Consider the following 23,249-nt stretch of genomic DNA (forward strand, 5'->3'; position numbering starts at 1 on the left):
GGTCAGCGTGTGAGTGATGCGCCAACTGCTCCGCTGTGCTTCCTCACCACTTCCCGGTACCACAACGCGCTGTCCTTGAGCGTGCGGCGCTGGGTCTCGTAGTCGACATGGACGATGCCGAAGCGCTTCGAGTAGCCGTAACCCCACTCGAAGTTGTCCATCAGCGACCACACGAAGTACCCCCGCAGATCCACGCCGGCGGCAAGGGCCCGCTGGGCGGCGGCGAGGTGGCGGTGGATGTAGTCCACGCGCTCGGGGTCGTGCACGGCGTGACCGCCGTCGGGGCCGACGGTGACCTGGTCCTCGAAGGCCGCTCCGTTCTCCGTGATGACCAGCGGCTGGCCGGGGAAGCGGGCGTGCAGGTCAAGGAGGAGTTCCTCCAGACCGTCGGGGTCGATGTTCCAGCCCATGGCGGTGTGCGGGCCGTCCGTCGCGTGGAACTCGACCTGCGGTGAGCCGGGCCAGGGCGAGCCGCCCACGTCCTTGTGCCCGTCGTTGTTCTGGCGGGGCGCACCGCCGTCCCAGAGGCCGACCGTGGTGGTGGCGTAGTAGTTGACGCCGAGCAGGTCCACGGGCTGGTGGATCCGGGCCAGGTCGCCGTCCTCGACGAACGCCCAGTCGGTGATCCCCGCGGTGTCCTCGATGAGGTCCTGGGGGTAGTGGCCGCGCAGCAGGGGCCCGGTGAAGGCCCGGTTGGCGAGGGCGTCGATCCGTCGTACGGCCTCCTCCGCACCCTCTCCCTTGCCGCGCAGGACATGGAAGTTGAGGGTGATCGAGTACTGCGGGTCGTTCGTGGTGACCGCCCTCAGCTGCTCGACCGCGAGACCGTGGGCGAGGTTGAGGTGGTGGACGGCGGTCAGCGCCGCGGCGCCGTCGGTGCGGCCGGGGGCGTGCGCGCCGGAGCCGTAGCCGAGGTAGGCGGAGCACCAGGGTTCGTTCAGGGTCGTCCAGATCGCGACCCGGTCGCCGAGAGCTTCGCCGACGATACGGGCGTAGTCGGCGAAGGCGTGGGCGGTGGCGCGGTTGGTCCAGCCGCCCTCGTCCTCCAACGCCTGCGGCAGGTCCCAGTGATAGAGCGTCGCGACCGGCGTGATGTCCCGGGCGAGCAAGCCGTCGACCAGACGGCTGTAGAAGTCCAGACCCTTGGGGTTGGCCGGGCCGCGGCCCGTGGGCTGTATGCGCGGCCAGGCGATGGAGAAGCGGTAGGCCCGCAGGCCCAGCGACGCCATGAGGTCGAGGTCGGCTTCGAGGCGGTGGTAGTGATCGGCGGCGACGTCACCGGTGTCGCCGTTCCAGGTCTTGCCCGGGGTGTGGGAGAAGGTGTCCCAGATCGAGGGACCGCGCCCGTCCTCGTCGGCGGCGCCCTCGATCTGGTAGGCGGCGGTCGCGGAGCCGAGGAGGAAGTGCGCGGGGAAGGACAGGGGCGGTTGCTGGGCTGTCGTCATGCGGATTTCTCTCTGCTGGTATCGGCCGGGAACCAACGCGATGTTAACGTTAACAAGCCGTCCAGGTCTTCACCCCGACGAACCTCGCTTCCCGTCCCGCACCATCCCGCTCCCCGTCCCGCACCACCCCGCCGCCTCGGAGTGCGCCCGTGCCGACCTTCTCCAACCCCGTTCTCGCAGGCAGTCACCCGGACCCCTCGATCTGCCGGGTCGGGGAGGACTACTACCTCGTCACGTCGTCGTTCGCGTACTTCCCGGGGCTCCCCGTCCTGCACAGCCGCGACCTGGTGAACTGGCGACCGGTCGGCCATGTCGTGGACCGCCCCTCGCAGGTGTCACTGTCCGGGCTCGACGTCTCGGACGGCCTCTGGGCCGCCACGATCCGCCATCACGAGGGCACCTTCTACGTCGTCGTCGCCCTGGCGCGGGGCCGTCAGGGCAGCACCACGTATCTCTTCACCACCACCGACCCGGCCGGTCCCTGGTCGGAACCGGTCGTCCTGAACGCCGAGGGCATCGACCCGTCGCTCTTCTTCGACGACGACGGCCGCTGCTGGTTCACCGCCTGCCGCGACGCCGCCGAACCCGCGGTGACCGGCCCCGGTGAGCTGTGGATGCGCGAACTCGACCTGGAGACGCTGGCGTTGACCGGGCCGACGTACGCGCTGTGGTACGGCGCTATGCGCGGCGCGTGGGTGGAGGCGCCGCACCTGTACAAGCGGGACGGCGTGTACTGGCTCATCGCCGCTGAGGGCGGCACCGAACACCACCACGCCGTGACGGCGGCCCGCGCCGACACCGTCACCGGGCCCTACTCCACCGACCCCAGAAGCCCGCTCCTCACCCACCGCCACCGCGGCGCGGCGGAGCCGATCCACAACGTGGGCCATGTCGACCTCGTCGACACACCCGCCGGGGAGACCTGGGCCGTGGCGCTCGCGATACGACCGATCGACGGCACCCACACCCTCGGCCGCGAGGTCTTCCTCGTACCCGTCGAATGGACGCCCAGGGGGCCGGTGTTCGCGCCCGAGACCGGCCGCGTACGGCTGACGGAGCGGCTGCCCGCGGGAACCGAGGCGAGCCAGCGCCAGGACACACCGGTGCGGTACGACTTCAAGGACCCGTCACTCGGCCCCGACTGGACGAGCCTGCGCGGACCGGTCGATGACCTCGTCTCACCTCGCTCCGACGGAGCCGGCGTCACCATCCGCCTCTCCCCCGAGCCCCTGACCTCGACGGGCACACCCGTGTTCGTCGCGCGCCGCCAGCAACATGTGCGCCTGCACGCAGGCACCCGCATCCGCTTCGCGGCCTCATCGCCGACGCAGCAAGCGGGTCTGGTCGTCTTCCAGAACCACCACCAGCACGCCACTCTGTCCCTCACGGCCGACACGACCGGCGCCCCGCAGGTCGTCCTCACCGCGGTCGAGGCGGGCGTCGCCACCCGCCTCGGCGCGGTGCCCGTCGCGGACGGCGAAGTCGTCCTGAGCGTCGACAGCGACGAGGCCGGTTACACCTTCCATGTCGAGGACGGCACCCGGTCGACGCTGGGCAGCATCGAGCGGTCCTTCTTCAGTACGGAACGAGCGGGCGGGTTCGTCGGCGTGCATCTCGGCCTCTACGGCACGGGGGACTCGGGTGAGGCGCAGGTGCGCTGGTTCGAGTACACACCCGACTGACCTGGCGCACGGTCCGGGCTGGGTCAGCTAGTCGGCGAGTCCGCTGGGTGCCGTTTCAGGAAGCCGAGCGGGGAGCGGCAGTGCTACGCCGTACGACGAGACGCGGAGCGATCTTGTGGCGTTCCGCCGGCTCCCCGCCCAGCATCCGCACCAGCACCTCGATGGCACTGCTGCCGACATGGGCGAAGTCCTGCCGGACCGTGGTCAGGGCCGGGACCAGGTATCCGGCGCCCTTCATGTCGTCGAAGCCCACGACCGACACGTCCTGCGGCACCCGCACGCCCCGCTCGGCGAACGCGGCCAGTGCTCCCATCGCCATCTGGTCGTTCCCGGCGAAGACCGCGGTGGGCAGGACGGCGTCGGCCGCGCAGAGTTGGTGGGCGAGACGGAATCCGCTCTCCGCGCTGAAGTCGCCCTCCAGCAGGGCCCCTCCGGCTCCCGCGGCGGCGAGTTCCGCCCGCCAGCCCTCTACGCGGGCCCGGGCGTCGAAGGTGCGCAGCGCACCCGTGAGGTGGGCGATGTCGCGGTGTCCGAGGTCGAGGAGGTGGCGGACGGCGAGACGGGCGCCGAGTTCCTGGTCGACCTCGACGAAGCTCAGCTCGGGGTTGGGGACGTTGCCGGACATCACCACCGCGACCGGCACCCCGATGGAGAGGCGGGTGAGTGCCTCCACGGCGACGGGACGGTCGGCGACGACCGCGATCGCCTCCACCGACTGGTCGGTGAGCCGTTGCAGCGTCTCCACGAGGTCACCGGTGGTGCTCTCGCCCTGCCTGCTGGCCAGGCTCACCCAGTAGCCGGCCTCCTTGGCGGCCGTCTCCACGCCGAGGAGGATTCGGGGCAGCTCGAACAGGTCCGAGCCCACGATCACGACACCGATCGTCGAGGAACGGCGGCTCTTGAGGGCCCTGGCGACGCTGTTGCGGCGGTATCCCAATTTCTCGATCGCCGCCTCGACCCGGGTGCGGGTCTCCGGGCGGACCGACGGGTGGCCATTGATGACGCGGGAGACGGTGATGTGCGAGACGCCGGCCTCCCGGGCCACGTCCATCATGCCTGGCGGCCGGTCCATGTCACTCGTCCTCTGCCCTCAACCTCAGCAGGCGGCCCCGCGCCCACCGCCGATACTGTCACAGGCGCCGATCCGCCCCGGTGTGGACTCGTCCGTCACTCGGTCGCCCTGTCCTTGCGACGCTCCGCGCCGAGACCGGCGAAATAGTCGATGAGGTCGGGGTCGTCCACGGTGGCGGGGTTGACGACCTGCTCGACCGGGGCACCCTGGAGCAGGCGTTTGACCGGGACCTCCAGCTTCTTGCCGGTGCGGGTGTGCGGGATGCCCGGCACTTCGAGGATCTCGTCCGGGACGTGGCGCGGTGAGGCACCCGTGCGGACGGCGGCGCGGATCTTCTCGCGCAGGGCGTCGTCCAGCTCGACACCGGCCGCGGGGACGACGAACAGCGGCATCCAGTAGCCGCCGTCCGGCTCCTCCGCGCCGATGACCAGGGCTTCGGTGATCTCGGGGAGGCGTTCGACGACGTCGTGGATGTCGGCGCTGCCCAGGCGGACGCCGTTGCGGTTGAGCGTGCTGTCGGAGCGGCCGTGGACGATGACCGAGCCATGCCCCGTGACCGTGATCCAGTCGCCGTGCCGCCAGATGCCGGGGTAGGAGGAGAAGTAGGCGTCGCGGTAGCGGGTGCCGTCGGGGTAGGGGACACCCGGCACCGTCCCCCTTCCTTTCGCGTCAACAACCGCCCGGACCCGACCCGAGCCTCAACCAGGCAGTACCGCCAGCCGGTTGACCTCGGCGGGGCGCTCCTGCTGGATCCAGTGGCCGCAGCCGTCGAGGATGTGGGACGAGACCAGCCCGGGAAGCGTGACCGGGTAGGCGTCGATCGCGTCGGCCGGCCAGGTCGTGGACGCGTCCAGGCTGCCGCCGACGAACAGGGACGGCGAACGGTCAGCGTGCTTCCAGGAAGCCGTCGAGGGCGGTGGTGGGGCGCCGGGTGGTGGGGTCCCAGGCGCCGCTGCCGTAGCTGGTGAACGGCGAGTAGCCCTCGGGCTCCCAGTAGATGGTGCCGAGGCCTCCGATGCCCCGCAGCCCGGTGATGAAAGCCTTGAGCGAGTCGCGGACCTGGGTGGGTTTGTTCAGCGGGCCGCCGTACTCCACCTGCATGACCGGTTTGCCGTAGGTGGACTGGATGGTCTGCATGGCGCTCAGCACGCCGGGCACGTTGCCGTCCTGCGCGTACGAGGACAGGCCGGTGATGTCCCATCTCCCGCCGTTGTCCCGGTAGGCATTGAGGAAGTTCAGGACGCTGTCGAGCTTCTGCGGCTGGGCCGCGTGCACCAGCACCGGTGTGCTGGGGAAGACGTGCTTGGACATGTCGTACGCGGCGTTCAACAGGCCTGTCATCTGAGCCGGGTTGCTGATGCTGCCGACCGGCTTGCAGATGCCGGAGTTGGTCTCGTTGCCGATCTTCACCCAGGCCGGGGTGACGCCGTAGTACTTGATGACGTTGCACGAGTGGTACACGTAGTCGTACATGGCGTCGAGCATCTGGCTGTAGCCCATGCTCGCCCAGGCCGCGGGCGGGTTCTGCACGCCGACCGAGTTCCAGGTGTGGCCGAAGTGGAAGCCGATGAGCACCTGCATGCCGGCGTCCTTGGCCCGCTTCGCCAGCTGTGCGGTCTCGTCGATGCCGCAATGGCCGTTGTCGGGGCTGTCGGAGAGGTTGACCCAGGTGCGCAGGCTGACCGCGGTGATGCCGTAGCCCTTGAGGATGGTGAACAGGTCCTGGCGCACGCCGGCGCTGTTGTTCCAGTAGTAGCCGTTCGCCTCCATCTGGGGCATCCAGCTGATGTCCGCGCCCTTGATGTACGTCGCCGCTCGGGCCTCGCCGGCCAGCGGGCCGACGCCCAGGGCGAGCGCTCCGGCGCCGGCGGCGGCACCGCGCAGTACGCTGCGTCGCCGTAAGCCGGCGGGCTCGGTGTCTCTGCTGTCGGTCATGCGGGGTCCCTTCGTCGGAGCGGGAGCCGTTCGCCCTCAAGTCGTCGGCCACGCCCGCGAAGTTGCCCCGGTCCCCGAATCCGGCGCCTCTGCTGGTTCCCTCACGTGCTGCGCCCGCAAGAGTGCGTACCGAGCCCACAGGGGCCGTGATCGCGCCCCGCGACCACGGCCCCTTACAGGCTGGCTTCAGAAGTTGCCGCGCTTCGCCTGCTCGCGCTCGATCGCCTCGAACAGGGCCTGGAAGTTGCCCTTGCCGAAGCCCAGCGAGCCGTGACGCTCGATGAACTCGAAGAACACCGTGGGCCGGTCACCGATCGGCTTGGTGAAGATCTGCAGCAGGTAGCCGTCCTCGTCGCGGTCGACGAGGATGCCGCGCGAGGCGAGTTCCTCGATCGGGACGCGGACGTTGCCGATGCGGGCACGCAGCTCGGGGTCGGTGTAGTAGCTCTCGGGGGTGGCGAGGAACTCGATGCCCTTGGACCGCAGGACGTCGACGGTCCTGATGATGTCGTTGGTGGCGAGGGCGAGGTGCTGGGCGCCGGGGCTGCGGTAGAAGTCGAGGTACTCGTCGATCTGCGAACGCTTCTTGCCGACCGCCGGCTCGTTGAGAGGGAACTTCACGCGGTGGTTGCCGCTGGCGACGACCTTGCTCATGAGCGCCGAGTACTCGGTGGCGATGTCGTCGCCGATGAACTCGGCCATGTTGGTGAAGCCCATGACACGGTTGTAGAAGTCGACCCACTCGTCCATGTTGCCGAGCTCGACGTTGCCCACGACGTGGTCGAGCGCCTGGAAGACGCGCTTGGGCTCGCCCTCGGGCTTGACGTAGCCGGAGGTGCGGGCGACGTAACCGGGCAGGTAGGGACCGGTGTAGCGGGAGCGGTCCACCAGGGTGTGGCGGGTCTCGCCGTACGTGGCGATGGCGGCGATCCGGACCGTGCCGTGCTCGTCGGTGACGTCGTGCGGCTCCTCCAGGACGGTCGCGCCCTCCGCGCGGGCGTGCTCGATGCACTTGTCGACGTCCGGCACCTCGAGGGCGATGTCGATGACACCGTCACCGTGGCGGCGGTGGTGGTCGAGCAGCGGGCTGTCCGGGTCGACGCCGCCCTTGAGCACGAACCGGATCGCTCCGGAGCGGAGCACGAACGCGTGGTGGTCACGGTTGCCGGTCTCGGGGCCGGAGTAGGCGACGAGCTCCATGCCGAAGACCGTCTGGAAGTAGAGCGAGGCCTGCGTCGCGTTGCCCACCGACCAGACCACCGCGTCCCACCCGGTCACCGGGAACGGGTCACCCGCGGCGTCGTACTCCACGAGCCCGACCAGCTGCTTGAGCTGCTGCAGATCGAGTTCCGCCAGCCGCTCCTGGCTCGTCAGGGTCTGCTCGATGCTCATAGGTCATCCCTTTCGGTGTGCGTGTCACCAACGCGTGGCGGTAGAACACACCGGGACCCCTCGCCTGCACAAGAGTCGCCTCTCAGACTGTTCAAGCTGCTCAGTTTGTCTCGTTCAGCACGGCTTCTCATGTGCAATATGCCCAGTCGGGAGTGGCCGGCAGCCGTCAGGCCGTGCCGAGCGACGACAGCCGCGCGGCCGCGGCCTTCACCTCACCGGCGACCGACTCGACGTCGAACTCGTGCATGGCCACCACCCCCACCGAGGCGCCCACCGCGCCCGGCACCGCGAAGCCCGCGGCGATCCCGGTGGCACCCTGCTGAAGCTGCCCCGAGGTGACGCTGTAGCCCAGTTCCCGGGCCCGCACGATGTCCTCCGGCTCGTCCGGCAGCGGCGGCTGCGACGCGAGGATCGCGACGCCGTTCGCCCCGCGCTCCAGCGGATGCCGGACTCCGATGCGGTAGCCCACCTGGACCGGGCCGTGCTGAACCGTCGGCTGCGCACCCGCCACCGGGACGCACTCGCGCGCGCCGTGCGCCAGCGTCAGGAAGGCGGAGGCTCCGGTGGCGTCGGCGAGTTCCTGCAACACCGGTTGGGCCACCAGCACGAGCTGGTGCTGGAACCGTCCCGCCAGCATGGCGGCGCCGGCCCCGAGCCGCACCCGCTTGCCCTGCCGGGAGACCAGCATGTGCTCCTCCAGCGTCTGCACGATCCGGTACGCGACGGCGCGGTCGATCTCCAGCTGCGCCGCCAGGTCCGCCACGGTCAGGCCGTCGGCCGTCAAAGAGATCAGGTCCAGCGCCCGAAGCCCACGGTCCAGACCTTGCAGGGTGGCCATCAACACCTCCGAGAGACTAACGTCGACGTGTCGCTACCATCGCACAAAAATGTGCGCTGAGCGCACAGAGGAGACTCGTGCCGTACTACCACCAGGCGGGGGCGGTCCCGCCGAAACGCCACACCCAGCACCGGGACCCGGACGGAAACCTCTACTACGAGGAGCTGATGGGCGAGGAGGGCTTCTCCTCGGACTCCTCACTGCTCTACCACCGGCACATTCCGTCGGCGGTGCGGGAGTACCGGGTGTGGGAGCTCGGCGACCAGTCCTTGGTCCCCAACCATCCCCTCGTCCCCCGCCATCTCTCGACGCACAAGCTCTTCACGGACGGCGGGTCCGGCGTCGACGCGGTGACCGGCCGCAGGCTGCTGCTGGGCAACGACGACGTACGGCTGGCGTACGTCGTGGCCGACTCGGTCAGCCCGTACTACCGCAACGCGATCGGCGACGAGTGTCTCTACGTCGAGGACGGCCACGCGCGCGTGGAGACGGTCTTCGGTGACCTGGAGGTCGGCGACGGCGACTATGTGATCGTCCCGCGGGCGACCACGTACCGGATCGTCCCGGACGGCGTCGTACGGATCTATGCGATCGAGGCCAACTCGCACATCGGCCCCCCGCGGCGCTTCCTCTCCCAGCACGGCCAGCTCCTGGAGCACGCGCCGTACTGCGAGCGGGACTTCCGCCTCCCGGTCGGGCCGAAGCTCGCCGAGGGCGAGAACGTCGAGGTGTACATCAAGCACCGTGGTGCGGGCGGTGTCGTGGGCACCGTCCACACGCTGCCGCACCACCCCTTCGACGTCGTCGGCTGGGACGGCTGCCTCTACCCGTACGTGTTCAACATCCGTGACTTCGAGCCGATCACGGGCCGGGTCCACCAACCGCCGCCGGCCCACCAGGTCTTCGAGGGCCACAACTTCGTCATCTGCAACTTCGTGCCCCGCAAGGTGGACTACCACCCGCTGGCCGTGCCGGTGCCGTACTACCACTCCAACGTCGACTCCGACGAGGTCATGTTCTACTGCGGCGGCGACTACGAGGCGCGCAAGGGGTCCGGGATCGGACAGAGCTCGATCTCCCTGCACCCGGGCGGCCATCCGCACGGCCCCCAACCCGGCGCGATGGAGCGCTCGATCGGGGCGGATTTCTTCGACGAGCTCGCGGTCATGGTCGACACCTTCCGTCCCCTGCACCTCGGTGAGGCCGCGCGCGCGACCGACGACGGAACGTACGCCTACTCCTGGGAGCAGAACCGATGACATCGCAGATCCCGCCGGTGCTCGTCGGCCTGTTCGACGACGCTGCGGTCTTTCCGCCGGGCAGCCTGCCCATCGAGGAAGCCGTGCCGGCGCATGTGGCACACAGCCGAGGCGCCCACGCGGAGTTGGTCGGCCCGTTCGTGCTCGCTGCCAAGGACATCGACCGGCTCGGCGAGCTGACCGCGGACCTGCCAAAGGGCTCCTTCGACCTCTCCGTGACGGTCGCGCTCCCGGATGTCTCGGCCGCTCTCGCCGCCGCCCGCCGGATTCCGGCCGTGCGGCTGGTCGGTCTGGAGGTTGCCGTACCGGACGGGGTCGCCGCCGACACAGTCGTACCCACCCTGGCCGCGGCGATCGGCGACGACCTCACCGTGTACGTCGAGGTACCGCGCGACAACCGGCGCGAGGCGCTGCTCGCCGGGCTTGCCGGGACGCCGTATCTGGCCAAGTTCCGCACCGGAGGCATGCGCGCCGACCTCTACCCCGACGAGCACGAACTCGCGGCGGCCGTCCTGGCCGCGACGCGGGCCGGGGTGGCGTTCAAGGCGACCGCCGGGCTGCACCACGCACTGCGCAACACCGATCCGGAGACCGGCTTCGAGCAGCACGGCTTCCTCAACCTGCTCGTGGCCACCGACGCGGCCCTGAAGGGTGCCGAGGAGACGGAGCTGGTGGAGCTGCTGGCCGACCGCGACGGCGATCGGGTGGCCGAGCAGGTGCACGCCCTGTCGCCCCAAGTCCGTGATGTTTTCCGCTCGTTCGGCACCTGCTCCATCGCCGAACCCGCCACCGAATCGGCCGGTCTCGGCCTCCTCCCCGCCGCGACCGTCGCCGACCTGACCGAGGTGTCCGCATGACCCGCACCACCCAGCTGACCGTCCCGGCCGACTCCCTCTTCGGCCTGACCAACCTGCCCTACGGCGTCTACTCGACGACGCCCGGACAGGAGCCGCGCGTGGCGACCCGCTACGGCGACCATGTCATCGACCTGGCCCTGCTGTTGGACGACGACGTCTTCGCCCGGCCGAACCTGAACGCCTTCATGGCGCAGGGCCACGCCCGCTGGGTCGAGGTCCGGGCGGCGATCACCGAGCGTCTCCAGGGCGAGATCCCCACCGAGGCCGTCCACGATCTGGGCGCGGTGACCCTGCACCTGCCCTTCGAGGTCGCCGACTACGTCGACTTCTACGCCTCCGAGCACCACGCCTCGAACCTGGGCAGGCTGTTCCGGCCCGACAACCCGGACCCGCTGATGCCGAACTGGAAGCATCTGCCGGTGGGTTACCACGGCCGTGCCGCCTCCGTCGTCGTCTCGGGCACGGACGTCATCCGGCCTTCCGGGCAGCGCAAGGGCCCCCAGGACCCGGCCCCGTTCTTCGGTCCCTCGACCCGCCTCGACATCGAGGCCGAGCTCGGTTTCGTCCTCGGAACGGGCAACGCCATGGGCGAGTCGATCGGCGCCGAGGAGGCTGAGCGGCACATCTTCGGGGTGGTGCTCTTCAACGACTGGTCCGCGCGCGACATCCAGGCCTGGGAGTACGTCCCGCTCGGCCCCAACCTGGGCAAGTCGTTCGCGTCGACCATCTCCCCGTGGGTGGTGCCGCTGCTCGCCCTGGACGCGGCGCGGGTCCCGACTCCGGTCCAGGAACCCGCCGTACTGCCGTATCTGCGCATGGAACAGCCGTGGGGCCTCGACGTCGACCTCGCCGTGGAGTGGAACGGCCAGGTCGTCTCGCGGCCGCCGTACGCCGCCATGTACTGGTCCCCCGCCCAGATGCTGGCCCACCAGACCGTCAACGGCGCCCCCTCGCGCACCGGTGACCTGTTCGCGTCCGGCACGATCTCCGGCCCGGAGAAGGAGCAGCGCGGCGCCTTCATCGAGCTGACCTGGGGCGGCAAGGAGCCGATCACGGTCAACGGCCAGGAGCGCACGTTCCTGGAGGACGGGGACGAGATCGCCCTCACCGCCACGGCGCCGGGCGCCGACGGGACCCGGATCGGCTTCGGCGAGGCCCGCGGCCGGATCGTCAGCGGCAAGCGGCGGGAGGCGTGACGAGCAGGACAGGGGTTTCGGCCGCTGACACCAGCCCCTGGCATTGTTGATGCATCAACAACGCCGTTAGGCAGCGGGACAGGCGCACCCCGGCCCGGTCGTCGGATCAGGGCCTGTCCTCGTCCATTTTCGCGATCACCCGTGCGGAAATCTCGCCCAGGGTGCGCAGTTCTGACGGCGTGACATGGTCGAGGAACAGTGCCCGCACGGCCTCCACATGGAGCGGGGCAGCCGCCTCGATCGCCGCGCGCCCCTGCTCGGTGATCACCACGAACGCACCGCGTGCGTCCTCCAGGCACTCCTCGCGAACCACCAGCCCCCGCCCGGCCATCCGCGCGATGTGGTGGGACATCCGGCTCTTCTCCCACTCCAGAGCCAGAGCCAGCTCCTGATAGCGCCGCCGCCCTTCCGGCACGTCCGCCAGATCGGCCAGTACCGCGAAGTCGGCGGCGGACAGGCTCGACTCCGCCTGCAACGTGCGTGACAGCCGACCGCTGAGCTTCTCGTGCAGCCGGACGAAGTCACGCCAGACGCGCTGCTCCTCCGCCGCCAACGGACGCACGCTCTCCTCCATGCGAGGAGTGTAGGCGTAGTTGACAGTTCACCAAACGTCCCGAAGGCGGCCCGCCAACCGGCGCAGTCCAGCACTCTTCCTCGAAGCCTCCACCAGTCACCTAGTGATGCCGCGCACACACCGTCTGAGCTGCACCGCTGCCGTGTTAGCGTCCGGCCGTGATCCCTCCGGCACTGGATGTAACCGACACACGTGATCCCCTCGGTCTGCTCGACCTGTTCGGCGCCCCGTTCGTCCATGACCCGTACCCCTGGCTGGACCTCCTGCGGTCCGAGTCTCCCGTGCACCACGACCCCGGGACCGGGTTGTGGCTGGTCAGCCGATACGCGGACGTGCGCCATGTGTTGATGCATCCGGACGTCTTCCTGCCGGACAACGCGCAGAACGCCGTCACCCCTCTGCCCGTCCCCGTGCTGCGGATTCTCGTCCGGGCCGGCTTCACGCTTCCCCCGGCGCTCGCCAACAACGGTGCCCCGAGCCATCCCGGACTGCGCCGGCTGGTCACCCGGTTCTTCAACGCCCAGCGCGTCGCGGCCGCCGTACCGGTGATCGAGCGCATCGCCGACGAACTGCTCCAGCCGGTGCGCTCCACGCTCGACTCGACCGGCGACTGCGACCTGTTCCCCGCGTTCGCCCAGACCCTCCCCTGCCGCGTGCTGATGGAACTCCTCGGCGTCCGCGGCATCGACCCGGCCACGCTCATCCGCTGGAGCGACGCCTCGCTGGAGCTGTTCTGGGGCAGGCCCACGCCAGAACGCCAACTGGAGCTGGCCGGGCTCGTCGCGGCCTTCCATCAGTGGCTCACCGAGACCGTGCGCAGCGGTTCGGCGCCGGACGACTCGTTCATCGGCGCACTGGCCCGCCATCGGCTGCCCGACGGCAAGGTGCTGGACGTCGAGACCGCGGTCGGCATGTGCTTCTTCGTCTTCATCGCCGGTCAGTCCACCACCGGGCAACTCATCGCCACCGTGTTGCAGCGGGCGCTGGCCGAGCCCGGCATCTGGCCACGCGCGGCCGGGGAGGCGGGCCTGGCCGAGGGCTGGGTGGAAGAGGTCCTCAGGCGTGAGCCGCCGGTGACCACCTGGCGCAGGATCACCGCGCAGGCGACGGAACTCGCCGGGGTACGTCTGCCGGCGGGCGCCCAACTGCTGCTGATGCTGATGGGCAGCGGATCCGACCCGGAGGTCTTCCCGGCCCCGGAACAGATGTGCCCGCACCGGGAGAACATCCGCCACCATCTGGCCTTCGGCGTCGGACGCCATCGGTGCCCGGGGGCGTCCCTGGCGCGCACGGAGGCCGCCGTGGCCCTGCGTGCGGCGGCCCGCCACCTGCCGCGCATACAGCCGGCGGCAGGATCAGCGGACGCCCCCGTACTAGGCCTGCTGTCCTTCCGCGCCCCGATGCGGGTCGCCGTGGAGCAGCGCTAGCCAGGCGCCGGCCCCTGCTCCGTGCGGCGAGGGTGATTCACAGCCCGTCCGAGAGCCGACGCCGGTCCTCTTCGTCCCACGTCCTGGTGTCGCGCGGCTCGGTGTACGGCTCCGCGTCCGGTGGGAGCCCGCCCGCGACGGCCCGTTGCCGTGCCGTCTCCGCGTCGAACTCCAGGCCCAGCAGGACGGCCAGGTTGCTGATCCACAGCCAGATCAGGAAGACGATGACGCCCGCCATGGTGCCGTACGTCTTGTTGTACGAGGCGAAGCCGGCGACGTACAGCGCGAAGCCGGCGGACGCCGCCAGCCAGATCAGCAGGGCCAGGATGCTGCCCGGCGTGATCCAGCGGAACCCCTTCACCCGGGCATTGGGCGTCGCCCAGTACAGGATCGCGATCATGATCGTGACCAGGAGGACGAGAACGGGCCACTTGGCGATCGCCCACACCGTCAGTGCCGTGTCCCCCAGGCCCAGTGCGGTCCCGGCCTGGCGGGCCAGGCCGCCGGTGAAGACCACCATCAGCGCGCTGGCCACCGCCAGCACCATCAGGACGACGGTCACCCCGATCCGCAGCGGCAGGACCTTCCACACCGGGCGCCCCTCCGGCATGTCGTAGACGGCGTTGGCGGCACGGATGAAGGCGGCCACATAGCCGGACGCCGACCACACCGCCAGCACGAGGCCGATGATCGCCATGACGGAGCCGGTACCGGCCCGGTCCTGCAACTGCTGGACGGCCTGGGTGATGATGTCGCGGGCCGAACCCGGGGTGAGCTGCCTGAGGTTGTCCAGCACGCTGTCGGTGGCCGACTTGCCCGCCACGCCCAGCAGGGAGACGAGCACCAGCAGCGCCGGGAACAGCGACAGCACTCCGTAGTACGTCAAGGCCGCCGCGCGATCGGCGAGTTCATCGTCGCGGAACTCGCGCAGGCTGCCCTTCAGCGCCGCGCCCCACGCCCTGGCGGGCAGCTTCGCCGGTGTGTCCGGGGCCCGTTCCTCCACCTCCGGGGGCGGCCCGAACCGCTCCTCGTCCTCGCGCCCGCTCTTCCGCCGTCCGCTCATGGCCCCCGGGTAACCACGACGCCCGGCACCACACCGCACCGGCCGGGTTCACAGCAGGCCCAGGTCACGGGCGTGCAGTGCGGCCTGGGTGCGGTCGCGCAGGGCGAGGCGGGTGAGGATGCGGGAGATGTGGTTCTTGACGGTGCCCTCGCTGAGATACAGCTGGGCGGCGATCTCCCGGTTGGTCCGGCCGCGCGCCACGAGCCGCAGGATGTCGATCTCCCGTGGGCTGAGACCGGCGGCGACGGCGGCCGGACCGGCCGCGGGCGCGGGTGCGGGCAGGGCCGCGGCGAGCCGACCGGCCACCGAGGCGTCGAGCTGGGTGACTCCCGCGTGCGCGAGGCGGATCGCGTGCGCGAGTTCCTCGGCCGGCAGATCCTTGAGCAGATAGCCGCCGGCGCCGGCCCGCAGGGCCCGGACGACGTACTCCTCGTCGTCGAACGTCGTCAGCATCACGACCCGGCACTTCGGTGCCCGGTCGCGCAGCACGGCGACGGCCTCCACGCCGTCGAGCTCGGGCATCCGTACGTCCATCAGCACGACGTCGGGCCGCAGCTCGACCGCCTTCGCCACGGCCTCCCGCCCGTTCACCGCCGTACCCACGACCGTGATGCCCGGCCGGATCGAGAGCAGTGCCGCGATGCCGTCCCGGATCAGCTGCTGATCGTCCACCACCAGCACGCGGACCGTCGCCGGCTCCTGGCTCACCGCTCGTCCCCTCCCCGCGGCACGAGCACCGTGAGCCGTGTGCCCCGGCCGGGCGCGCTGTCGATGTCCACGCTGCCCGCCACCAGGTGCACCCGTTCCCGCATGCCGGTCAGGCCGAAGCCGGTCGTGGTCTCGGCCGGCGTGAAACCGCGGCCGTCGTCGGCCACCGTCAGCCGGGCCCCGTCCTCGGCGAGCCGCAGGTCCACCGACACCTGTGAGGCGCGCGCGTGGCGCAGCGCGTTGGTCAGCCCCTCCTGCGCGGCCCGGTGCAGCGCGGTGAGCGCGGCCGTGCCGTAGCCGTCCTCCTCGCCCGTCACCGCCACGTCGACGCGCGGCCCCGCGCCGCCCTCCCGCGCCCATCCCGCGAGTGCGGCCGCCAGCGCCGGGCGGGCCGCCTCCTCGCGCAGCGCGCGCACCGACTGCCGTACGTCGCCCAGCGCCAGCTTCACCGACTGCCGGGCCTCGGTCATGGCCCGCCCGGCCGCGTGCGGGTCCAGCGCGGCGAACTCCGAGGCGATCTCCAACTGCACGGAGATCGCCGTGAGATGGTGGCCGAGACTGTCGTGGATGTCGCGGGCCAGCCGGTTGCGTTCGGTCGCGGCGGACAGTTCCGCGACGCGTGCCGCGTACTCCTGCACCTCTCGCCGGGCCCGTTGTTCGCCGACGGCGACGGCGGCCATCGAGATCGCCAGCACCAGGCCGACGGCGAGCATCAGCAGGTCGGACACGTACTCCGTGTCGCGGTACCAGTCACGGGTCGTCAGGAGGCGGCCGGTGAGCGGTCCGGCCAGACACAGCGCGCCGAGCACCAGCGCCGCCGTGCGGCCGAGCGCGAAGTAGGCGGTGAACGGCAGGAGCACGAACAGCACCCGGGACAGCCCCGAGGCGTCCAGGACCACCACCGCGCCCGTCAGCACGCACTGTGCGAGCAGCAGCGGCAACGGTGGCAGGCTCCTGCGGCGTCCGGCGGCCTCCACGGCGGCCAAGGCCGCGAGCGCGGCGACGAAGCCGGCCGTGCGCCAGGACAGCAGGACCGGGCCGTCGCCCAGATCCGCCGCCAAGTAGTAGAGACCGCCGAGGAGGACCGCGCCGTACAGCAGCGGCGACACCCACGGCACCGGCACATACGCCGCCATGCACACCCCCTACCCCCGACACCACCGCCCAGGCTAGGCCGGACACGCGCGCACGGCGACCGCCCCGGCGGAACCGTCCGCCGCGGCGGACCGGACGGGGCCGAACGGCACATGCCGAACGGCACCACCCCGGCCGACCGGACACCGCCGAACGGCACCACCCCGGCCGACCGGACGGCGCCGAACGGCACCATGCCCGCCCGGTCAGCGGTGACCGTCGGCGCCGGGCCTCGCCGCCCGGCACCTGCCCCGAACCGCTCCCCGCTTCCTACGGTTTCGCCCTGACCCACCATCAATTCGACCCAGACGAACCGGAGTCGGCCCCCATGTCCTCACCGTCCAGCCCCACGCCCGCCCCCGCCCGGCCCATCCGTCCCGGCGCCCTGTGCGGGGCGCTCGCCGGCCTGCTCATCGCCCTGCCCGCGCTGGTCGAGGCGTTCACCGGCGAAACCACCGCCACCAGCCTCCTCCTCGCGCTCGCCCCCGCCTTCGCCCTGCCCTTCCTCAGCGCGCTCCACGAGCGGCAGCGCACCGCCTCCGGCCGCTTCGGGGAGACCGCCTACGTCGTGAACCTCATCGGCCTCGGCCTCTTCGGCGGGGCGGCGTTCGCCGCGAACGTCGTCCTGTTCCATCTCGACGACGACACCATCGACACGGAACTGACGGGCCCCACCCTTCCGGCGCTCGCGGGCTGCGCGGTCGTCTTCGCGATCGGCTGCGCGCTGTTCGGAGCGGCGACGATCCGAGCCCGCACCCTCCCGAGGGTCCCGGCCTGGGGGTACGCCGTCGTGCTGCCGTTGTTCGCCTTCGTGACCGCACTGCCCGATTCCCTCCTCACCAGCGCCTTGCACATCGCCGTCGGCACGGTCCTGGTGTGGCTGTCGGCGGCCTTGTGGCAGCCCGCCCCGACCGCCCCGCCGGCCGAGGCGGGGTTCGGTGGCCACGGGACGGATCAGCGGGCGACCCGATAGGTGCATGCGCACGGGCAACGGTGGCGCGTCGTACGGATCGTCCTCAGTCGGCGTCGCCCTCCGCGCGCACCCAGTCCAGTTGGCCCTCGCTCAGCAGAGGGTCGAACCCGTCCGGGAACATCAGCATGAGCGGCTGGGGCCACATGCTCTCGGGCCCGTGCTCCTCGCAGTGCAGGGCCACGAGATGCGGCCCCGCTCCGCAGGCCTCGTGGCGGTACACGCGGTCGTGTGCCTGGCAGAAGTACCAGAACCTCGTGCAGTCGTCGTCATCGCTCGGCTCGTGGAAGCCAGGGTCGCGGACGATCAGCGTCACCGGTTCCTGCCGGTTGTACGGAGGGATGGGGCGTGGGTCGCACCAATGCAGTCGAGGAGGGAGCACGGGATCATTCTGGTCCAAGGCCGAAGCGCCGGAACCGCCGGCCCGGTTCCGGCGCTCGGGGTCACCGGCTCAGTTCAGGCCGGTCGAGGCCTTGAGCAGGATGGCCTGGGCGTCGGCTCCTTCCAGGGAGTCGATCATCACGCCGGCCAGGCCCTTGTTCTTGATGTACTGACGCTTCGCCGTCTTGAGTTCCTTGTAGAAGGCGACGCCCGGTGCCTGCGAGTAGGGGTACGCGGCCGGTGAGCTGGTAGAGGCCGTTCGTGCCGCCGCCTGCCACCCCGCTCCACCCGCGGGCGTAGAACGGCACACCGAGGGTGATCTTGCCGGCCGGGAAGCCCTTGCCGAGGTACGTCGTGACCGCGTCGTCCGCAGTCATGCCGGTCTTCCCGATCTCGATCTTGCTCATCTTCTTCGGGCTGGCCGGCAGCGCGGCGGTGAGCAGCTTGTCGCAGCCGAGCTGGGCGCGGAACTCGGCGAGCCAGGCTAGGAAGTTGGCCGTGTCCTGGTCGCTGTAGTGGTTGCCGGTGTGGCCGTCGGCGCCGGGTCTTCGAAGTCGTAGGAGACGGATCGGTCGTCGGCAGCCTGCGCGGGAAGCGCGTGAGTGATGCCGAACAGTGGCAGCCGCGTTCACTGCCCCTCGATGCAGTTAGTGCATTGCCAAATCGCAGCCGCAGATGATCACTTGAGCACATGAATCCTCAACAGCCCATCACCTACGACGGGTTCGTCGAGCGAGCCACCGCCGACCCGGCCGTCGTCGGCCTCGTCCTCAAGGGCTCCCGAGCCCATGACGGCATGGTCACCCGGCACTCCGACCACGACCTCTACGTGGTTGTCGCCGACGACGCCACGACCGACCTCACCCGGCTCTCGGGCCACCGCACCCCCGAACTCGACCTCGTCGTCGTCACCCTCGCCGAGTTCCGCGCGGCCGGGATGCCCGGCTTCGAGCGCTACGCTCTCGCGCGCGCCCAGGTCGTGCTCGACCGGCTCGACGGAGGCATCGCTCAACTCATCGCCGAAAAGGGTCAGTTGAGTGCGGAGGAGGCGTTCCAGGAGGCGGGCGGCTGGCTCGACGCCTACGCCAACTCCCTCTACCGCTCCCTCAAGAACCACCGGGACGGCCAGGCACTCGCCGCTCGCCTCGACGCCGCTGACAGCATCCGGTTCCTGCTGGAACTGCTCTTCGCGCTCGACCGCCGGCCCCGCCCCTACAACAAGTACCTGGAATGGGAGCTCGCCCGGCATCCGCTGCCGGGGTGGGACACCGATGCCCTGCTCCGTGCCGCGGACCGCGTCTCGGCGACCGGTGACATCGCGCTGCAACGACAGCTGTTCGCGCTCGTCGAGGTGGCCGCGCGGGCGGCCGGGCACGGCGAGGTGCTGGACGACTGGGGTGCGGACCTTGAGCTGATGCGCGGCGGGGACTCGTCGCCGTCCGAGTAGCTGCGCCGTATCAGGTCAGGGGCCGCGCTCCCGGCCCCGGCTCGACCGTCACGTCCCTGGGGGTCAGCGCGCCGTGCTCCCCGGTGCATTCGACGACCGCGCGGACCGGGCAGCCGCAGGCGCTGTGCCGCATGTCGAGGATCGGTCCGGCGGGGTCCGGGGTGTGGGTCTCGCCCCACTGGCGCAGGGCGACGAGCACCGGCCACAGGTCCCAGCCCTTGCGGGTCAGCCGGTACTCGTTGCGGGAGCGGCTGCCGGGTTCGCGGTAGGGGACGGTCGTGAGGATGCCGGCCTCGGTCAGCTTGCGGAGCCGGTCGCTGAGGACCGCCTCCGACAGGCCGATGTGTCTGCGGAAGTCGTCGAAGCGGCGCACGCCGTTGGCCGCGTCCCGCACGATCAGCAGCGTCCACTTCTCCCCCACCACGTCGAGGGTGCGCTGCACGGAACAGTTCTCGGTGCTGAATGCGAGCCAGTCCACCGGGCCATGATAGCCAGCTGGCTTCGTCATTGACAGTCAGGTGCAGGCAGGGCTAGCTTCGCCGTACAAAGTCAGCCGGGAGGGCACAGGCGCATGGGACGCACACGTACATACACATGGGACGACCCCATGGTCACGGCCGGTGCCGTGGGCCGCTCGTCCGGACTGGACTTCCTGCGTGACGTACTGGACGCCCGGCTTCCGGCGCCACCGATCTCGGCCACCCTCGACTTCACGCTCGACGAGGTGTCCGAGGGCCGCGCGGTCGTCTCGCTCACCCCGGGCGAGGAGCACTACAACCCGATCGGCAGCGTGCACGGCGGCGTCTACGCCACCCTTCTCGACTCGGCGCTGGGCTGCGCCGTGCAGTCCACGCTGCCCGCGGGCATGGGCTACACCTCGCTCGACCTGAGCGTGAAGTTCCTCAAGCGGGTGTCGGTGGACACCGGCCCGGTGCGGGCCATCGGCACGATCGTCCACCGCGGCCGGCAGACCGCTCTCGCCGAGGCCACACTGGTCGACACCGAGGACCGGGTGCTGGCGCACGCGACCAGCTCCTGCATGCTCTTCCCGCTGCCGCCGACGGCAGCCGCCTGAGCCGACCGCGCACTGCTCTGTTCGAGTGGTGCGTACGGGCCCACGGTCGTAGCGTCGAAGGCGGGACATCCGTCGGCCAGCGGCAGCGGGGATCGGCCATGCAGCTACGCGCACTCACCACGACGGTCGCGCTCTTCGCGGTGGCCACCCTCGCCACCGCCGCGGGCACCTCGCCCGCGGCCCGGCCCGCACCGGCAGCCGCGACGCAGACCGTCGAGCAACGCACCGACCTTCCGGTCCTCGTCGACTGCCTGTGGCATCCGCACGTGCGTCCGGCCGACTTCATGCTCGCCTGCGGGGACGGCAACAGCCGCCTGGCCTCCCTGCACTGGATCCGATGGGACGCGGGTTCGGCGCGGGCCGAGGGCGTGAACTGGGTCAACGACTGCAAGCCGTACTGCGCGGCCGGGCACTTCCACGCCTACCCGGTGACCGTACGACTGGACCGTGCGCGCCCCTGGAAGAAGCAGCCCCAGGTGTCGCACTACTCCCGGATCACGCTGACGTACCCGGCCGCCCGCCCGGAGCAGTTCGGCCCGACCGTGTCCTACCCCCTCTGGGACTGAGCGGCGGCAACCTGCTCGGGCTGGGCGCCCGTGATCACCTCGGAGCGGCTGCCGCCGCGGTCCATGAAGCCGCCCATGAACGCCAGGCCCAGCCCGGCGACGCCCAGCGCCGCGCCGACCAGCGACGGCGACGCCCATCCCCAGCCCGCCGAGATCGCGAGGCCGCCGAGCCAGGCGCCGCCCGCGTTGGCGAGGTTGAAGGCGGAGTGGTTGGAGGCCGCCGCCATGGTCGGGGCGTCCTTGGCCTTGGCCATCAGCAGCATCTGGACCGGCGTGGTGATGAGGGCGCCCATCGCGCCGATGAACGTGATCGTCACCAGGGCGGGCACCGTGCTGTGGACGGTGAAGTAGAACGCCACCAGCGCCGAGGACAGCAGCGCGAGTCCCGCGTACAGGGTCGGGCGCAGGGCGCGGTCGGTGAGGGGGCCCGCGACGAGCGTGCCGAGGGTCATGCCGACGCCGTAGAGCGCGAGGACCAGCGTGGTCGAGGAGTCGGACAGGCCCGTCAGGTGGGTGAGCATGGGCACGAGGTAGCTGTAGACGGCGAAGAATCCGCCGAATCCCACGACGGCCGTGGCCAGGCCGATGGCGACCTGCTTGTTGCCCATGGCCCGCAGTTCGTGACGGACGCCGGTCTGCGGGCCGCGCGGCTGGTGGGGGACGAAGAGGGACAACGCCACCAGGGCGACGAGGCCGATGACGGCCACCGCGACGTAGGCGGCCCGCCAGCCCAGCTGCTGCCCGAGCGCCGTACCGGCCGGGACGCCCACGATGTTGGCGATGGTCAGTCCGAGGAACATCTTGGAGACCGCGCGTGCGGCCCGGTCGGGAGCGACCAGCCGGGAGGCGACGACCGCGCCGACGCCGAACAGCGCCCCGTGGGGCAGGCCGGCCAGGAAACGCGCGGCGAAGAGCAGGCCGAAGCCGGGGGCGAGCGCGGACGCGACGTTGCCGACGACGAACAGCCCGGACAGGAGCAGCAGCAGCTTCTTGTGCGGGATGCGTGCGCCGATGCCCGTCAGCACGGGGGCACCGACGACGACACCCAGCGCGTAGGCGGAGACGATGTTGCCCGCCTGCGGCACGGACACGCCGATTCCGTCAGCGATCTGGGGCAGCAGCCCCATCGTGGCGAATTCCGTCGTACCGATGCCGAAAGCGACAACAGCCAGGGCCAGGAGAGCCAGTGGCATGGCGCAGGAGAACCTTTCGAAGGTGGTGCAGAAGTACGAGGGGGCGGGCCTGGGCCGCATCGCAGCGGCTTCCCTCACCCGGCATCGTCGCCCGGCGCCCCCCAGGGCATGGTGAGCCCATAACGAGTGCAGCAGCGCGGCGGAGCAGGGCATTCCAAGATCCCGGCCCGCTTTCCATGACTCATGTCACACCCGTGTCGGCACTGCTCCGCTCACGCGCCCTCCCGTGCCTCCGTGCGCCCGCGCGCTCGGCCGGTTTTCGACCGCCGATCGAGCATCCGTTCGGCGCGCTGGGTAGTTGTCCCGCGTCGGCGCAAGCAGGTGCGGGAGGCAGGCGCAGGGGGCTGAGACTGTGGCACGCCCGTCATGGACGTCCGATCCGGTCGAGGAACAGCGTCGTCGAAAGCGGGATGTGGTGCGCCGGCTGCGCGCCCAGGGCCGTTACGGGCCCCGGTTCCGCGATGTCCTGCCGTCGTTCACCGTGCTCGCGGTCCTGGTGTGCGCGGCCGTGGCCGGACTCGTCGCCGGTTTCCGGGCCATCGGCGTCGTCGTCCCGGTCGTCGGCGTGCTGCTGTCGGCGGTCCTCCTCACGGTCGCGGTCAGGCGCCGCCGCCCCGGTGCTCGACGTCGGCGCGGCCACTACACCCCGCAGGAACTCCTCGAACTCGACATCCAGGGGCTGGCCCTGGCCGTGGCGCGGATGCTGCGCCGGGACCAGTGGAAGGTGCGCCTGTTACCCGCGCCCGACCGGCCGCGGCTGTGCGCCCGGCATCAGGACGGGCGGCGGCTCGACGTGGCCTTCCGGCCGGTGGCGGAGCCGTTGCCGGACGAGGCCGTGCCGCACCCCCGGGCGCACGGGGAGGACCCGGACTCGTTCATCCATGTCGTGGTGCACCGGGGCACGTTCCGGGCCCGTGACGTGCGGTGGGCCCGGCGCGAGGGCCGGACCGTCCTGCTGGACGGCCCGGCCCTGGCACGCTGGGCGGACGGAGCCTCCCTCGACAAACTGCTCGCCGGGGAACCCTGACCGGGAAG

Annotated in this window: 23 protein-coding genes and 2 pseudogenes; 10 read left to right on the plus strand and 15 right to left on the minus strand. The window is 70.9% G+C overall.

Translation table 11 applies throughout. The features are described from left to right. Window positions 1-2: 2 nt before the first annotated feature. Window positions 3-1,445 carry a GH1 family beta-glucosidase gene (locus IQ210_RS28310; protein ID WP_194081984.1) on the minus strand — a complete coding sequence of 481 codons (1,443 nt, stop codon included), beginning with the start codon at window positions 1,443-1,445 and terminating at the stop codon, window positions 3-5. A gap of 149 nt (window positions 1,446-1,594) precedes the next feature. Here IQ210_RS28310 and IQ210_RS48275 point away from each other — a divergent pair, with 149 nt between their 5' ends. Further along, complete coding sequence (locus tag IQ210_RS48275) at window positions 1,595-3,127, plus strand: glycoside hydrolase family 43 protein (RefSeq protein WP_194081985.1); 1,533 nt, start codon at window positions 1,595-1,597, stop codon at window positions 3,125-3,127. Window positions 3,128-3,182: 55 nt separating this feature from the next. On the opposite strand, the gene IQ210_RS28320 is transcribed toward IQ210_RS48275, so the two are convergent. From IQ210_RS28320 to IQ210_RS28340, 6 genes and pseudogenes are all read right to left on the minus strand, one after another. Then, window positions 3,183-4,199, minus strand: coding sequence for a LacI family DNA-binding transcriptional regulator (locus tag IQ210_RS28320; protein ID WP_194081986.1), 1,017 nt, complete (start codon window positions 4,197-4,199; stop codon window positions 3,183-3,185). A 95-nt stretch (window positions 4,200-4,294) separates the two neighbouring features. Beyond that, a pseudogene (locus IQ210_RS28325) lies at window positions 4,295-4,831 on the minus strand (AMP-binding enzyme); the annotation flags it as partial. A gap of 66 nt (window positions 4,832-4,897) precedes the next feature. Next, a pseudogene (locus tag IQ210_RS47345) lies at window positions 4,898-5,113 on the minus strand (hypothetical protein); the annotation flags it as partial. After that, window positions 5,085-6,134, minus strand: a complete 1,050-nt coding sequence (locus IQ210_RS28330; protein ID WP_194081987.1) for a glycosyl hydrolase 53 family protein — start codon at window positions 6,132-6,134, stop codon at window positions 5,085-5,087. The pseudogene IQ210_RS47345 and the gene IQ210_RS28330, both read right to left, overlap by 29 nt. Before the next feature lie 186 nt (window positions 6,135-6,320). Beyond that, entirely contained in the window at window positions 6,321-7,526 is a 1,206-nt protein-coding gene (gene hppD / locus IQ210_RS28335; RefSeq protein ID WP_194081988.1) for a 4-hydroxyphenylpyruvate dioxygenase, read from the minus strand. A 166-nt stretch (window positions 7,527-7,692) separates the two neighbouring features. Next, window positions 7,693-8,364: an IclR family transcriptional regulator gene (locus IQ210_RS28340; RefSeq protein ID WP_194081989.1), complete on the minus strand. Its 672-nt coding sequence runs from the start codon at window positions 8,362-8,364 to the stop codon at window positions 7,693-7,695. Window positions 8,365-8,441: 77 nt separating this feature from the next. On the opposite strand from IQ210_RS28340, the gene IQ210_RS28345 reads away from it, so the two are divergent. The 3 genes from IQ210_RS28345 to fahA are packed head-to-tail and all read left to right on the plus strand — an operon-like array spanning window position 8,442 to window position 11,676. Next, window positions 8,442-9,623, plus strand: coding sequence for a homogentisate 1,2-dioxygenase (locus tag IQ210_RS28345; protein ID WP_194081990.1), 1,182 nt, complete (start codon window positions 8,442-8,444; stop codon window positions 9,621-9,623). Further along, window positions 9,620-10,480, plus strand: a complete 861-nt coding sequence (locus IQ210_RS28350; RefSeq protein ID WP_194081991.1) for a hypothetical protein — start codon at window positions 9,620-9,622, stop codon at window positions 10,478-10,480. Before IQ210_RS28345 ends, IQ210_RS28350 begins: the two co-directional genes overlap by 4 nt. Beyond that, the gene (gene fahA / locus IQ210_RS28355) at window positions 10,477-11,676 is read left to right on the plus strand and encodes a fumarylacetoacetase (protein ID WP_194081992.1); all 1,200 of its coding nucleotides are present in this window, start codon (window positions 10,477-10,479) and stop codon (window positions 11,674-11,676) included. The genes IQ210_RS28350 and fahA overlap by 4 nt, the downstream gene beginning before the upstream one ends. 106 nt (window positions 11,677-11,782) lie before the next feature. On the opposite strand, the gene IQ210_RS28360 is transcribed toward fahA, so the two are convergent. Beyond that, window positions 11,783-12,250 carry a MarR family winged helix-turn-helix transcriptional regulator gene (locus IQ210_RS28360; protein ID WP_194081993.1) on the minus strand — a complete coding sequence of 156 codons (468 nt, stop codon included), beginning with the start codon at window positions 12,248-12,250 and terminating at the stop codon, window positions 11,783-11,785. Window positions 12,251-12,408: 158 nt separating this feature from the next. On the opposite strand from IQ210_RS28360, the gene IQ210_RS28365 reads away from it, so the two are divergent. Beyond that, window positions 12,409-13,677: a cytochrome P450 gene (locus IQ210_RS28365; RefSeq protein WP_322656890.1), complete on the plus strand. Its 1,269-nt coding sequence runs from the start codon at window positions 12,409-12,411 to the stop codon at window positions 13,675-13,677. A gap of 37 nt (window positions 13,678-13,714) precedes the next feature. Here IQ210_RS28365 and IQ210_RS28370 read toward each other — a convergent pair whose 3' ends face one another. The 3 genes from IQ210_RS28370 to IQ210_RS28380 are packed head-to-tail and all read right to left on the minus strand — an operon-like array spanning window position 13,715 to window position 16,584. Further along, window positions 13,715-14,740 (minus strand): YihY/virulence factor BrkB family protein, encoded by a 1,026-nt coding sequence (locus IQ210_RS28370; RefSeq protein ID WP_194081994.1) that lies wholly within the window; start codon window positions 14,738-14,740, stop codon window positions 13,715-13,717. Window positions 14,741-14,788: 48 nt separating this feature from the next. Beyond that, on the minus strand, window positions 14,789-15,448 hold the full coding sequence (locus IQ210_RS28375; RefSeq protein ID WP_194081995.1) for a response regulator: 660 nt from the start codon (window positions 15,446-15,448) through the stop codon (window positions 14,789-14,791). After that, window positions 15,445-16,584: a sensor histidine kinase gene (locus IQ210_RS28380; RefSeq protein ID WP_194081996.1), complete on the minus strand. Its 1,140-nt coding sequence runs from the start codon at window positions 16,582-16,584 to the stop codon at window positions 15,445-15,447. The genes IQ210_RS28375 and IQ210_RS28380 overlap by 4 nt, the downstream gene beginning before the upstream one ends. A gap of 326 nt (window positions 16,585-16,910) precedes the next feature. Between IQ210_RS28380 and IQ210_RS28385 the strand changes: the two genes are divergently transcribed. Continuing rightward, a complete protein-coding gene (locus IQ210_RS28385) occupies window positions 16,911-17,555 on the plus strand; it encodes a hypothetical protein (protein ID WP_194081997.1) in 645 nt (214 codons plus the stop codon). A 43-nt stretch (window positions 17,556-17,598) separates the two neighbouring features. Here IQ210_RS28385 and IQ210_RS28390 read toward each other — a convergent pair whose 3' ends face one another. Together IQ210_RS28390 and IQ210_RS48280 are read right to left on the minus strand one after the other, a co-directional pair. After that, window positions 17,599-17,868, minus strand: a complete 270-nt coding sequence (locus IQ210_RS28390; protein ID WP_194081998.1) for a hypothetical protein — start codon at window positions 17,866-17,868, stop codon at window positions 17,599-17,601. Between the two features lie 135 nt (window positions 17,869-18,003). Next, window positions 18,004-18,243: a hypothetical protein gene (locus IQ210_RS48280; protein ID WP_194081999.1), complete on the minus strand. Its 240-nt coding sequence runs from the start codon at window positions 18,241-18,243 to the stop codon at window positions 18,004-18,006. A gap of 381 nt (window positions 18,244-18,624) precedes the next feature. On the opposite strand from IQ210_RS48280, the gene IQ210_RS28400 reads away from it, so the two are divergent. Next, window positions 18,625-19,380 carry a hypothetical protein gene (locus IQ210_RS28400; RefSeq protein WP_194082000.1) on the plus strand — a complete coding sequence of 252 codons (756 nt, stop codon included), beginning with the start codon at window positions 18,625-18,627 and terminating at the stop codon, window positions 19,378-19,380. Window positions 19,381-19,390: 10 nt separating this feature from the next. On the opposite strand, the gene IQ210_RS28405 is transcribed toward IQ210_RS28400, so the two are convergent. Then, window positions 19,391-19,858, minus strand: a complete 468-nt coding sequence (locus tag IQ210_RS28405) for a winged helix-turn-helix transcriptional regulator (protein WP_194082001.1) — start codon at window positions 19,856-19,858, stop codon at window positions 19,391-19,393. A gap of 93 nt (window positions 19,859-19,951) precedes the next feature. Between IQ210_RS28405 and IQ210_RS28410 the strand changes: the two genes are divergently transcribed. Then, on the plus strand, window positions 19,952-20,455 hold the full coding sequence (locus tag IQ210_RS28410; protein ID WP_194082002.1) for a PaaI family thioesterase: 504 nt from the start codon (window positions 19,952-19,954) through the stop codon (window positions 20,453-20,455). Window positions 20,456-20,553: 98 nt separating this feature from the next. After that, window positions 20,554-21,021 carry a hypothetical protein gene (locus tag IQ210_RS28415; protein WP_194082003.1) on the plus strand — a complete coding sequence of 156 codons (468 nt, stop codon included), beginning with the start codon at window positions 20,554-20,556 and terminating at the stop codon, window positions 21,019-21,021. Here the strand turns inward: IQ210_RS28415 and IQ210_RS28420 are convergent. After that, entirely contained in the window at window positions 21,003-22,214 is a 1,212-nt protein-coding gene (locus tag IQ210_RS28420) for an MFS transporter (RefSeq protein WP_194082004.1), read from the minus strand. The two genes, IQ210_RS28415 and IQ210_RS28420, sit on opposite strands and share 19 nt — an antisense overlap. Before the next feature lie 352 nt (window positions 22,215-22,566). On the opposite strand from IQ210_RS28420, the gene IQ210_RS28425 reads away from it, so the two are divergent. Beyond that, window positions 22,567-23,241, plus strand: coding sequence for a hypothetical protein (locus tag IQ210_RS28425; protein ID WP_194082005.1), 675 nt, complete (start codon window positions 22,567-22,569; stop codon window positions 23,239-23,241). The last annotated feature ends 8 nt before the right edge of the window (window positions 23,242-23,249 follow it).

It is taken from the genome of Streptomyces justiciae (assembly GCF_015163075.1).
Classification (GTDB): domain Bacteria; phylum Actinomycetota; class Actinomycetes; order Streptomycetales; family Streptomycetaceae; genus Streptomyces; species Streptomyces justiciae.

Coding starts and splice junctions, on each gene's coding strand:
- IQ210_RS28410 (WP_194082002.1), top strand. CDS start 19,952: ATGGGACGCACACGTACATACACATGGGACGACCCCATGGTCACGGCC.
- IQ210_RS28310 (WP_194081984.1), bottom strand. CDS start 1,445: ATGACGACAGCCCAGCAACCGCCCCTGTCCTTCCCCGCGCACTTCCTC.
- IQ210_RS28360 (WP_194081993.1), bottom strand. CDS start 12,250: ATGGAGGAGAGCGTGCGTCCGTTGGCGGCGGAGGAGCAGCGCGTCTGG.
- IQ210_RS28380 (WP_194081996.1), bottom strand. CDS start 16,584: ATGGCGGCGTATGTGCCGGTGCCGTGGGTGTCGCCGCTGCTGTACGGC.
- IQ210_RS28420 (WP_194082004.1), bottom strand. CDS start 22,214: ATGCCACTGGCTCTCCTGGCCCTGGCTGTTGTCGCTTTCGGCATCGGT.
- hppD (WP_194081988.1), bottom strand. CDS start 7,526: ATGAGCATCGAGCAGACCCTGACGAGCCAGGAGCGGCTGGCGGAACTC.
- IQ210_RS28350 (WP_194081991.1), top strand. CDS start 9,620: ATGACATCGCAGATCCCGCCGGTGCTCGTCGGCCTGTTCGACGACGCT.
- IQ210_RS28385 (WP_194081997.1), top strand. CDS start 16,911: ATGTCCTCACCGTCCAGCCCCACGCCCGCCCCCGCCCGGCCCATCCGT.
- IQ210_RS28400 (WP_194082000.1), top strand. CDS start 18,625: ATGAATCCTCAACAGCCCATCACCTACGACGGGTTCGTCGAGCGAGCC.
- IQ210_RS28320 (WP_194081986.1), bottom strand. CDS start 4,199: ATGGACCGGCCGCCAGGCATGATGGACGTGGCCCGGGAGGCCGGCGTC.
- fahA (WP_194081992.1), top strand. CDS start 10,477: ATGACCCGCACCACCCAGCTGACCGTCCCGGCCGACTCCCTCTTCGGC.
- IQ210_RS28330 (WP_194081987.1), bottom strand. CDS start 6,134: ATGACCGACAGCAGAGACACCGAGCCCGCCGGCTTACGGCGACGCAGC.
- IQ210_RS28415 (WP_194082003.1), top strand. CDS start 20,554: ATGCAGCTACGCGCACTCACCACGACGGTCGCGCTCTTCGCGGTGGCC.
- IQ210_RS28370 (WP_194081994.1), bottom strand. CDS start 14,740: ATGAGCGGACGGCGGAAGAGCGGGCGCGAGGACGAGGAGCGGTTCGGG.
- IQ210_RS28340 (WP_194081989.1), bottom strand. CDS start 8,364: ATGGCCACCCTGCAAGGTCTGGACCGTGGGCTTCGGGCGCTGGACCTG.